At 46.7% G+C, this 12209-nt stretch carries 6 protein-coding genes; 5 read left to right on the forward strand and 1 reads right to left on the reverse strand.

What is annotated here, in order from left to right; genetic code table 11:
- The coding region (locus tag RH949_RS06935) for a DUF4114 domain-containing protein (RefSeq protein WP_446352344.1) at positions 1–1366 on the reverse strand (1366 nt) is incomplete at its 3' end.
- Positions 1367–1781: 415 nt separating this feature from the next.
- Here RH949_RS06935 and RH949_RS06940 point away from each other — a divergent pair.
- The 5 genes from RH949_RS06940 (at position 1782) to RH949_RS06960 (ending at position 12194) form a co-directional block, all read left to right on the forward strand.
- A complete protein-coding gene (locus RH949_RS06940; protein WP_446352345.1) occupies positions 1782–2498 on the forward strand; it encodes a sigma-70 family RNA polymerase sigma factor in 717 nt (238 codons plus the stop codon).
- 421 nt (positions 2499–2919) lie between these two features.
- The gene (locus RH949_RS06945; protein WP_446352346.1) at positions 2920–4038 is read left to right on the forward strand and encodes a DUF1822 family protein; all 1119 of its coding nucleotides are present in this window, start codon (positions 2920–2922) and stop codon (positions 4036–4038) included.
- On the forward strand, positions 4004–5890 hold the full coding sequence (locus tag RH949_RS06950) for a CHAT domain-containing tetratricopeptide repeat protein (RefSeq protein WP_446352347.1): 1887 nt from the start codon (positions 4004–4006) through the stop codon (positions 5888–5890). The genes RH949_RS06945 and RH949_RS06950 overlap by 35 nt, the downstream gene beginning before the upstream one ends.
- Positions 5890–7023, forward strand: a complete 1134-nt coding sequence (locus RH949_RS06955) for a hypothetical protein (RefSeq protein WP_446352348.1) — start codon at positions 5890–5892, stop codon at positions 7021–7023. Before RH949_RS06950 ends, RH949_RS06955 begins: the two co-directional genes overlap by 1 nt.
- 383 nt (positions 7024–7406) lie before the next feature.
- On the forward strand, positions 7407–12194 hold the full coding sequence (locus RH949_RS06960; protein ID WP_446352349.1) for a CHAT domain-containing protein: 4788 nt from the start codon (positions 7407–7409) through the stop codon (positions 12192–12194).
- The last annotated feature ends 15 nt before the right edge of the window (positions 12195–12209 follow it).

The following is a 12209-nucleotide window of genomic DNA, read 5'->3' on the forward strand; positions in this document are numbered from 1 at the left end:
CACTGAAACCTGTATCAATAATGCCGACTAACGGCTGATTTTCTGGAGGAAACTCATACTGGACAGGTTCAGCGAGTGCAGAATCTGTTATCGGTTCGGTGATAATTTCACTGGTGTTAACAGGTTCATCGATAACAACATCCGTTGACTCATCAGTCGTCGGTTCGGTAACAATTTCACCCTCATCGACTGGGATGTCATCGGTTGGGGATTCCCCGACCAATTCATCGGTTAAGAGTCCGCCATCATCAGGCGTATCTGGAGTAATATAAGGTCTGGCATAATCAATCAACGCTTGACCCAAATCCGTCTCCCGCCAATCCTTTCCAGACTCAATCACCTCATCTATTAAAGCCGCTTCACCCGTCGCCCCGCGCACTTGGAAAATAACATCGTTATAATCCCCATCCGACTTCGTATCCACCCGCAAATCTTCCATCACAAAGGTACTTCCATCCCCCGTGACATCGGCAATTTGCCCCACATGAAATGCATCATCTGGATTCGCCGTCGCCATGGAAAATAGGGGACGCGCCGCCCCTCCCACATCCGGATTATCAAACACCCGTTGCACTGTATTATTGGGAACCAGCATGAAACCAAACTCATCCCCTGGACGCATTTGGACTGTTTTAACTCCCAAATACTCTCCAGAATTTCGGTCACTTTCTCCTAATTCCCCAACGAACCGCGCCCCCTCAGTTTGGTCAGATATCACCACATGACCTAATTCTGAATCACTCAACGCACGAGAGGCGGCTTCCTGGATAAATTCTTCTGAACCCGGTTCAAATTCATCCATGCCATCTAAGCTAAAGATAGCCAGTTCACCTTCATATCCCCCACCATCAAAGAGGAAATCAATACTTACTTCCCCAGTTTCACCGACGGTGAATGTGCCAGACTCAAAGGTGGGATTGATAAAGGGAATGTCTTCCAGTTGATCCGTTAACAGTGGCGTTTCTGGCGTCATTTCAGCACTACTATCAGCATCTTCTGGGGTTACATCGACATCCCCATCCCCATTGCTAAAGGTTTGACTATCCTCATCTGAGATATCCCACTCTTCACCCAATTCTGGGAGTTCAGGGGTATCAATATCCATTGTCGCTAAGTCGGGTGTCTCATCGATGCCATCCACCAAACCACTGGGAGTATACATGGGTTCGAGGATAAACGCTTGTAGCAATACGGGAGACTTGTCATCCAGGGATTGGTGATCAGGGGGTGATTTTGACCCGAATAAACCATTCCAAAAACTCGTCAGCCATCGGAAAACACTATTGTGCGATCGCGCCTTGGTGCTGGATGCTGGAGACGGTTGAGTGGCTGTCGGTTTGCTTGTCGCTATATCTAAACGGTTCATAGAATTCGTTTCCTTAAAATTACGATAGAGAACTAAGTTCATTAGAACGGAGTTTTTGGCTTCAGAACCCCCCGCAAGGTATCAAGTTCAATCGCCTTATTTCTGGCAGATGGTATCAAAAGGTATCAAAAGGTATCAGAGGGTGATGGTTCTTTCCAGACGCTTCTGGCATCACGTCTCTACAGCCCTTCCCCATCTGCCAGAGGTTCCACCGCAGGAGTCTCTACGTTTCCTTGGCGGTGAAATCTTTCTGTTTACCTGTCATTTACTAGGTCTCTCTTTTTTGTCTATATGCCGTTTTTTTTAGAAAACTTCACACTAACCCCCAGAAAATTTGAGGATTCGACAAAAAATTTTCAATTCTAAGGGATAACTAAGAGTAGGGACAGGTTTGCATCGAATCATGAGGCGCGTTATGACTGAAGAGTTCAACCCGTCAACGTCTGATAACCGCTTACCCGACAACCAACCTGGGGATTTAGAGTCGAGTCATCGTCAGACTATCGAGGAACAAATGAGTCAGCTTGTTCGGGAAACCTGCAAGCATCCCCCGAATAGCAGCCAGCGACGAAAAGGGTTAAGTCAGCTGATTCGGCTGATTCACAAATCCGGTAAGCTTTGGCGGGGCTACGCACCGTATTATGAAGATGCGCTGCAAATGATGTGGCAACATCTGTGCCGGAATCTCTGTGAAGCCCCCAGAGGCGGGCAGTATGACCCCAGTCGCGGGAGTGTTACGACTTGGTTGAATTGGTATCTTAAGCGGCGGCTGCAAGATTTGCGATCGCAGGCGCAAGTAGAGAAGAAATGGCGAACTTTTCCTCAATCTGATGAACAGGAAACCCTTAACTTTATCGAAAATATTGCGGCTGATCCTGATATTCCCCCGATTCTAGAAGAAACCCGCTATTGGGTAGAAACTGATCCGGATGGGGAGTTAAGTAGCGTTCATATTAAAGGACGTCCGGATATAACCTGTCAAGTGTTAATTCTGCGTCGCTTACCGCCAGAAACCAGTTGGAAAACCCTAGCCGATGAGTTTAACTGTTCCCTGCCAACGTTGGCTGGCTTTTACAAAAAACAATGCCGCCCTCGTTTGCGACAATTTGCTGAATCTCAGGGGTATTTGTAATTGGTTATTTGTTTGTTTATTCAACTCCCAAACGCGCTATGTTACTCATCCGTGTCCACTTAAAACCCCCTCTCCCCCAGCCCCTCTCCCACCAGGGGAGAGGGGCTGGGGGAGAGGGTATTCTTTTCTGTGATGCTAGAAGCGTTCTTCTGTGCTGGTTCTCCTTCTTTTACCCCCCGTGCAAAAAAAGCGAAGCATCCTCTGGCTTCCCCCTTTTGAAGGGGGACGGGAGGGGGATCTAAAAGGGAAGAGGGGGATCTAAAAAGGGAAGAGGGGGATCTAAAAAGGGAAGAGGGGGGATAAGAAGAGGTTAGGGGATGAGGGTGAAAAGCTTGCCTTTATTTATCGCTAATGTTTAGACATCCTAAAAGAGTTCAGTTTATTTCTAGTTCCCGACTTCGGGGACGGAGTGTAACCTATTATGGCTAACCTGCAAATGCTCAATGAAACAGTCTTACCCATGCCAATTACCCGCCATGCCATTCAGACGGCTGAACAATTTGCGGCGGCAATTCCCAATCCACAAAAATCTGAACAGGTTTATCTGAATACCCTGGCAGTACAGGCGGTGCATGACTATTTACAATTAATGGGAATTGACACCAACTTGCAGCAAAGTGATAGCTGGAATCCAGTGGTACGGATGTGTGAAGATGTGGCTGATTTGATGGTAAAGGGATTGGGTAAATTGGAATGTCGCCCGGTTCTCTCAGAAATCATTAAAGACTTGGAGACATCGATTCAATCCTCCACTGTGCCACTCTGCCCGATTCCCCTGGAAGTGCAAGATGAACGCATTGGCTATATTGTTGTAGACATTAATCAACAGACAAAAAGAGCCACACTTCTGGGATTTACTAAAACGGCGGGTACGGGTGAATTATTCTGGCATCAACTGGAATCTGTCGATGCTTTATTAGACCATCTCGACAGTCTGGCACAACCGCAAGTTCGCCTGAGTCAGTGGTTAGAAAATGTCTTTGAAACCGATTGGCAAGATGTAGAATCCTTACTGGAAACAACCACCAACCCTTCATCCCCTCAGCGCCCGGTTTCTCAGTTGAATTTGGGTCAATGGTTTGAGCAGATTTTTGATGAAGGGTGGCAGGCGATTGAACAGTTCTTTGGCGCTAAATCTAATCTACAACCCCAATTTAGGGGCGAGTTAGCCTCGATAAACCCTAGGGGAGAACGGGGACTACAATTACTGCCAGAAGCTGATGTGATGCGGGCAAAGTTGCTGGATTTGGGGCTACAATTGGGAACCAAAATGATTGCCCTGCTGGTGGCATTAACCCAGGAAACGGATGGCAGAATTAGTCTCTTTGTGCAAGTCTATCCGGCGATGGGTGAGTCGTATTTGTCCCCTCACCTGAAACTTATTTTACAGTCTGATCCGGGAGAGGTTCTCCAAGAGGTGGAATCGAGAGGTCAAGATGTCTGTATTCAATTGCGACCCTTTAAAGTTGAACCTGGAACTCATTTTAGTCTACAAGTGATTCTGGGTGAAATCAGCATCACCGAATCCTTTGTTGTCTGATTTTCCCCCCATTACTGCCATGAGTGAGTTAGTCGTCTTAAATTTAGGACAAGGGGATTTTAATCAGGGATTTCCTTCAGTTACAGCGCGGTTGGGACAACCGGGTAATCTGGGGATGCAAATGAGTGGTTCGTTGCCTCCAGCACCGGAAATTCCGCAACTTTATACCAATTGGCGACTCCTTTATCAGTTACTTTATCGCCAGAATAAACGTTCCCCCATCGAAGTTGCCCCTTCTGGGATTACCAATATTTCTGATGGGGCGTTTGGTGAGATTAGTCAGCGGTTAGAAGCGAGTTTTAATGGGTGGTTGGCGGCGGCGGGATTTCATGGGATTGAGTCGCAATTGAGAACTCAATTAAGTCCGAGTCAACGGGTTCAGATAATTGTTGAAAGTGATACTGATCAGGTATGGCGACTGCCTTGGCATCTCTGGAGTTTGGCGAAACAGGATTTCCCTTATGCTGAAGTTTGTTTGAGTAGTTCTAACTATCCCGCCCCAATTCGGCAACGGTTTAAGCCTGCGGGTGCAGCAGTGAAATTGTTAGTGATTCTGGGGAATAGTGCTGGACTTAATCTTAAGAAAGATTGGCGTCTGTTGCGACAGTTACCGGGGGTAGAGGCGACGTTGCTGGTGGAACCGGAACGCGAGGAATTGAATGATCAACTGTGGCAAGCAGGGTGGGATATTTTAGTCTTTGCTGGACATAGCGTTAGTGATGAGAATGCCCAAAATGGACGGATTTTTATTAATCAACATTCACAGCATAATAGTTTAACCATTTACGAGTTACAAGAAGCCCTGAATCGGGCAATTGAGCGCGGATTACAGTTGGTTATTTTTAACTCCTGTGATGGGTTGGGATTGGTACGAGATTTAGCCGCCGCCCGGATTCCCTTACCGCCAACCATTGCTATGCGGGAACCTGTTGTTGATGCGGTGGCTCAAGCTTTTTTAGAGTATTTTTTGCGAGACTTTGCTTGGGGAGAACCCTTTCATTTGGCAGTACGACAAGCGCGGGAACGATTGAAAGGATTAGAGTCTCGGTTTCCGGGGGCGAGTTGGTTGCCTGTGATTTGCCAGCATCCGGCGGTGAAACCGCTAACGTTGCCGGAATTGCGGGGTTCTGGACAGTTGCCGAGTCGGGTTGCTGATGCTGCTATTACTCCCAAATTCCGATTATTTCGTCCCGCTTTAAATGGGTTAATTAAGTTGACTCCAATCCTAGTATTTGGCTGTATCAGCAGTTATGTTTTAGCCGGGGATTGGATAGCTGAGTCTCTGGATCAATTGGGCGTAGACAAGCACAAAAATGGGCAGCTTTGGCAAGCTCAAATTTACTACCGCATTGCTACTTGGTTTAATCCCAGTTATGCCATTGCTCACTACAATTTAGCCTATCTCTGTGATAAAGACTTGCATGATGTGAACTGTGCCTTTCAAGGCTACCAACGGGCAGCGCTACGGGGACTTCCCGAAGGCTATGCACAAGTGGCTCGTTTGCAGATTATTGATGATAACCATAGAGAGGCGTTATCAGCGATTCATCAATGTTTACAATTGACGGACTATGAGGCGGTCAAAGCCGCCTGCTTAAAAAATTTAGGTTGGATATTATTAAAGGAAGGGAATCTAATTGCAGCGGAGAAAAATTTGCGCCAAGCGATTGAATTAGAAGTCGATAGCCCACATTCCCACTGTCTCTTGGCTCAAGTTTTAGAAGCAAAGGGGAGAGAACAAGCGGCGCTGACAGCTTGGGAGAATACACTGCACTACTCACAACATCGCATTCCCGAACAACATGACTGTATTAGTTGGGCAAACCAACGTTTAGAAACCGGGGGAAATTGATGAAATGTCAACAGTTTATGGCAATAAGTCTAAGTTTACTGGCGACGATTGGGTTAACAGCACCACGTTGGAAAATGGGTATCGCTTTAGCCACAGCCGGGAGACTTGCCAACGGACAAATTATTCAAATTAAAGGTGAGGTACAAATCGAGCGATCGCATGGTAGTATCTTATCGCCAAGTCCAGGAACTTCTCTGTATCCCGGCGATCAACTGCTGACAACAAACGGGGCGCAAGTTTTGGTGTACTGTGCGGATTCAACCCCATGGTTGGTATCAGCAGGGGAAACCCAGTTGAATCGCTGCGCCAGGGAAACTGAGGAGGATAAATGTAACAGCAATTTGGTAGATTGTCCCGATCGCGGTGATAAAATTGCTTGGAGTAATGCGCCTATTCCTTACCTGATTAGTCCCCGTCGCACCGCATTACTGACTACACAACCGACGCTACGCTGGAATCGGGTACCGGGGGCGACGAGTTACACCGTCACGGTAGAGGGGGTGACGCCGCAGGGTGAGGTAGTGGCAAATTGGACTACGCAGGTGAGTGAGACGCAAGTGGTTTATTCGGGGGAGTCACCCCTGAATCCCGGTGTTGAATATTTAGCCATCATCCAAGCTAACCCAGGGGCGTCATCCTTAGACGAACCCTCTCGACCGGGAGGACTTCATTTTACTGTACTCGATCACACTCAAGCTGAGATTGTGCGCGACAAAGCCGCCGAAATTAGCCAACAAGACTGGGAAGACTCAGCCAAAGCCCTGGCACAGGTTCAGCTATATGCAGAGAACCACCTGATTGCCGCTGCGATCGCGTTATTAGAAGAGTTAGTCGCTACTGGGGTGGAATCAGCCCCGATTTATCGCCGTTTAGGGGAACTCTATTTATATGAGTTGGCGCTAGTTCCCCAAGCTAATACTTACTATACCAAAGCCGTGGCGTTAGTTGATGCCAATGATCTCGAAGAACAAGCCGCTGCATTAGAGGGGTTGGCACAAACCCAGTTGGCATTAGATCAAAACGATGCCGCGATTCGTTCGTTTAATTTAGCGTTAGATGTCTATCAACGGTTAGGAGATGGGGAACGGGTGAAACAGTTAGAAACCACGTTGGGGGACTTAATTAATGAATGATAATTTTCACATTTTTTTTGCACGGAAGGGGAAGCCGGAAGCCCCTAAAAATAACAACTATATTCCGCTTCTCTCCCCTTGTAGGGGAGGGCTAGGGAGCATCCGTTTCAACTTAAGGTAGAAAACCAATGCTGGTAAGGTTTTAAGCTGTGTCTATCTACTCCTCGACATTTTCCCCCTCATCCCCTAACCCCTTCTCCCTCCGTGGGGAGAAGGGGAACCGGAGTCTTTGCTCCCCTCTCCCAAGCTTGGGAGAGGGGCTGGGGGTGAGGGCTGGCGTGGGAGAGGGGGCTGAGCTTAAGTTGACACAGATGAGGACTCATATCCCCTGATTAATTGACCAACCGCTTTATTAAAAATACTCTTAAAAAGAGAGGCAAACTATGTTTATAAATCAGGTATCGCATTTACTCAAAACCAACCACTCAGCCATCAAAAGAATTAGCCGATGGATAGCCGCCATTGCTCTATTCACACCCTTTAGCAGCCCATGGGTGCAAGCTCAATCAATTACGCCAGAAACCGATGGAACTGCGACAACGGTTAATGTTGATGGCAATCAATTTAATATTGAAGGCAACACGCTTTCAGAAGATGGAGCAAATTTATTCCATAGTTTCCAGGACTTTGGATTAGATGCGGGTCAGACTGCTAACTTTGTATCCAATCCTGAGATTAGGAATATTTTCGGGCGGGTGGTTGGCGGTAATGCTTCCATTATTAATGGTCTAATTCAAGTAACTGGGGGTAATTCTAATTTATTTCTGATGAATCCGGCGGGGATTGTGTTTGGGGAAAATGCGTGGTTGAATGTCCCAGCAGATTTTACAGCCACAACAGCCACAGGGATTGGTTTTGGCGAGGGAAATTGGTTTAATGCCTTTGGCGGGAATGAGTATCAGGATTTAGTCGGAAATTCCAGTGGTTTTGCCTTTGATTTAGCGCAACCGGGAAGTGTGATTAATGCGGGGAATTTGGCGGTAACAGAAGGGCATAATTTAACGCTACTGGGGGGTACTGTTATCAGCACCGGGGAATTGGCTGCACCGGGAGGAAATCTGACAGTTGCGGCGGTTCCGGGGGAACGTTTGGTCAGGATTAGTCAACCGGGACAGTTATTGAGTTTGGAAATAGAACCGCCACGGGATAATGAGGGGATGTTGCTTCCGGTTTCGCCGTTGGATTTAGCAACGCTGCTGACGGGAAGTGCTGAGACGGTGGAAACTCAGCTAAAAGAATCGGAAATAACTATCCCAAATGAAGCGGGGACAGTGATTCTCCTAGCAGACATTCAAACAGAAGATGGTTCGGTTGATTTTTATGCTAGTCAGAACCTGACAGTATCAGGAATCAATACAGGCAGTGGTGACATTATATTGACGGGAAATGAAATTGACTTGATAGGAGATACTCGGTCGGTAAGAGGTACTGGAAATATTTTGATTCAGCCCTCAGATCCTAGTCAAAATATTACTTTTGGAGGTTTAACCGATAGTGGCGCAGATACGCTAACTATTATAACCAAGGAGTTATCTACCTTCTTATTTTCAAATGACTTTAACTCTATCATGATTGGGCGTCCTGATGGAAGTGGTATTGTTAATATTAAAGAACGGCAATTTACTGAAGTTGAAGGCGACACTCTGCCCATACAATTCCGTTACCCAGTGACGATTTATGGAGGTTCGATTACGGGAACTGGTAATATTGAAGCAGTTTACAATGCCTCAATTACCTTAATAGCCAATCAAAATATCTCCATTCAAGATATTCAGTTAAGGGATAGCGACGGGAAAGGTGACATGGGAGATATTGACATTACTGCTGGAGGTAATATTACTGTAGGTGGTCTCAGCACAAGGTCAGGCAAAAACAGTGGTGGGGATATTAGCCTTACTAGCGGAGGAAGCATCATCGCTGATTCCTTAAATACTTCTGGTGGCAATGACTACCATAATGGAAATGCTAATGGCGGCAATATTAATCTCAAAGCTCAGGACGACATAACCATCAATCAGGGTGTTAGTTCATTTAGTGGAGCAATCTTTGAAGTAGTAGGTTTCACTTTCATTGATGGTGATGATGAGCCTATTCCTTCTAACCCTAATCCTGAACCTTTAGCTGCTGACGGCAACTCGAATGGTGGAAATGTTAGGATTATCAGTTACAACGGCTCTATATCTATTCCCAACGAAGGAATTCGCAGCTACGCTTATCCTCAAAGTCAAGAAGGCACTACAGCTCTTGATGCACAAGGCGGTACAGTGTACCTTGAAGCTGCTAGGGATATTACCCTCGATTCTGTCGCGTCATTTGTCGGTCAAGGTACGGGTACGGCTTTTGAATTTAGCAGTAGAATTAGCAGTAGCCAAAACCCTATTTCTGTTACTGGCGCATCCAGTGCAGGTGAAGTAGAAATCATCAGTCATAATGGTTCAATTACTGTCAATTCAGGCATTGATAGCTCCTCTATTGATACTGAAAGTGGTGGCAACATTACCCTGAGAGCTGGCGGTGATATTATCACCAGTGACATCAGCTCAAATGCCAAATTGGATGGGGGTTCGATTCAACTAATTAGCGGCGCTACTATCAATACCACGGCTGGAATTATCAACGCGGCTGGCGGTGATAATGGCGGTGATATCACTCTGTTTGCACCGAGTAATATTTCTACTGGTGAAATTACTACCTTTATCAGTGGCTTCAGTGGCAATAGTGGAAACATCACCATTACTAGCGAAAACGCTAACATCGACACCAGCCAAGGCGCACTCATCACCGCCTCAGCATTTGGTACGGGTGGTAATATCAGCCTTGATGCAGCTAACAACATTACCGCCGCTCAAATTGATGCCTTTTCATTCTCCAGCACAGGTGGAGAAATTCAGATCACTGCCGAGAATACCATTACTACCAAAGGCAATATCGAAACCAATGAAAATTCGATTACTTTTGATGGTGCAGTTAACCTAGCCGATGATATTGCTGTCACTATTTCCGGTACAGGTAATATCAGCTTCCAAGATACCGTTAACGGGACTCAAAATCTTACCCTGACAACCGAAAATGGCATTATTCAATTTAGCGATATCGTTGGCAACTCAACCCCCCTCAACAGTTTAACTGTCCAAGGCAACATCACAGATAATCCTCAAGGTATCGATATCACAACCGTCAATAACATCATCACGGATAACCTCACCTCTCCAGAAAGCATTGCTCTCACTAGCACCAACGGACACATCAAAACCGAAACGATTACTTCACCAGGAGGCATTTCCCTTACCAGCAATAGCGGACAAATTGAAACAGATATTCTTGATTCCTCTAACCTTAATGATGGCGGTGATATTACCCTCAACGCCCGTGGCAATATAAAAGTCAGCCAGATTAACGCCCAAAGTCTGGGGAATGGTAGCGGCGGAGATGTAGATATTACCACCCCCAGTTATTTCCAAGCCACCGACTCCTTCACCGACCAAAATGGCATCAATGCCAGTATTTCTACGGCTGGTGGTGGGGATGGTGGCAGGATTATTATCCGTCACGGTGGAAATGGTGAGATCCCCTTTATTGTCGGAAATCCTGATATCAACGGCACAGAATCAGCAATTACCAGAGGTGATGACGCTTCCATCCAGACAATTGCCCCTACCGAAGAGTATTTCTTTACCCACAAACAGGATCAAGACCGCATTCAAATTATATCCATTCTGGGCGCTGTACCTCTACCGCCAACGCCCATCCCTGTGCCAGAACCCACACCCAAACTAAACTTAGATCAAAATCCCATTGAGTCGTTAGCCCTTCGGGTTGGGGATACTTTAGGCGCAGCCACCAGTATTATCCCAGACCCGGAAACCGGAAACTACAATATTAGCTGGGAATTTCCGGGCGAACAATCTATCAATCTCAACGTTAACAACCCCCTCCCACCACTACCCGTCAACCAACCCAATGATATTGTTGGCGAAATTGACCAACTCTTTGAAGACCAATATGAAGACTACTTCGGCGAAAATATCACCGATAAAGAAATCACCGCCGAAAACCTACGCGAAACCCTAAAAACCATCGAAAGTCAAACCGGACAACGAGCCGTGGTTATCTATGTTCGCGCCTTTCCCGACCAACTGCAACTCGTTTTAGTCACCCCCGACACCCCACCCATCCCTAAAACCATCCCCAATATCAACCGCCAAAAACTAAAGCAAGAATTAAATAAATTCAACCACGCGATTAACAATAACACCAGCCATGCCTATTTACCCACCGCTCAAACCCTCTACAAATGGCTACTTGCTCCCCTAGAAAATGAAATCGAACACCTAGAAATCGATACCCTCATCTTCTCCATGGATACCGGATTACGCCTAATTCCCCTCGCCGCCCTCCACGACGGACAACAGTTTCTAGTTGAAAACTATAGTATCGGGTTTGTTCCCAGCTTCAGCCTCACCGATACCCGTTATCAAACCCTAAAAGACGCTCAAGTTTTAGCCATGGGAATAGACGACTTTTCCAATTCCACCCAAGACGATTTACCCTCTGTTCCCCTAGAATTATCCACCATTGTCGGCAACTTATGGACAGGTGACTCCTTCCAAAACCAAGACTTTACCCTGGATAACCTCCGCACTCAACGCCGCCAAAACCCCTATAGTATCGTTCACCTCGCCACCCACGCCGACTTTCCCCCAGACGGCGGTAAAGGCGCTTACATCCAACTGTGGAACCAGAAACTCGGATTAGAGGAACTCAGACTCGTCGAATGGTACGCCCCGCCCACCGTGGAACTCTTAACCCTCAGCGCCTGTAAAACCGCTGTCGGCGATGAAAATGCCGAGATGGGATTTGCAGGTTTAGCCGTACAAGCCGGGGTCAAATCCGCCCTCGCCAGTCTCTGGAAAGTCAACGATGCTGGCACATTAGCCCTGATGACAGGATTTTATTCCCAACTGAGCAAAGACGAAATTACCATCAAAGCCAAAGCCCTGCAACAAGCCCAAATTGCCATGCTGCGGGGAGAGGTGCGGATTGAATCGGGTCAACTGGTGGGAACAGATATAACCGTCAGCCTACCGCACCAATTGAAAAACCTGAATGATTCTGAACTATCCCATCCCTATTATTGGGCAGGATTCACCATGGTTGGTATTCCTTGGTAATTTCCACGATTTTTT

The sequence above is a fragment of the Coleofasciculus sp. A1-SPW-01 genome (assembly GCF_040217205.1).
Taxonomy (GTDB): domain Bacteria; phylum Cyanobacteriota; class Cyanobacteriia; order Cyanobacteriales; family Coleofasciculaceae; genus Coleofasciculus; species Coleofasciculus chthonoplastes_A.

Bases quoted from the DNA above. Each gene is read 5' to 3' on its own strand.
- RH949_RS06960 (WP_446352349.1), top strand. From the start codon at position 7,407: ATGTTTATAAATCAGGTATCGCATTTACTCAAAACCAACCACTCAGCC.
- RH949_RS06955 (WP_446352348.1), top strand. From the start codon at position 5,890: ATGAAATGTCAACAGTTTATGGCAATAAGTCTAAGTTTACTGGCGACG.
- RH949_RS06945 (WP_446352346.1), top strand. From the start codon at position 2,920: ATGGCTAACCTGCAAATGCTCAATGAAACAGTCTTACCCATGCCAATT.
- RH949_RS06940 (WP_446352345.1), top strand. From the start codon at position 1,782: ATGACTGAAGAGTTCAACCCGTCAACGTCTGATAACCGCTTACCCGAC.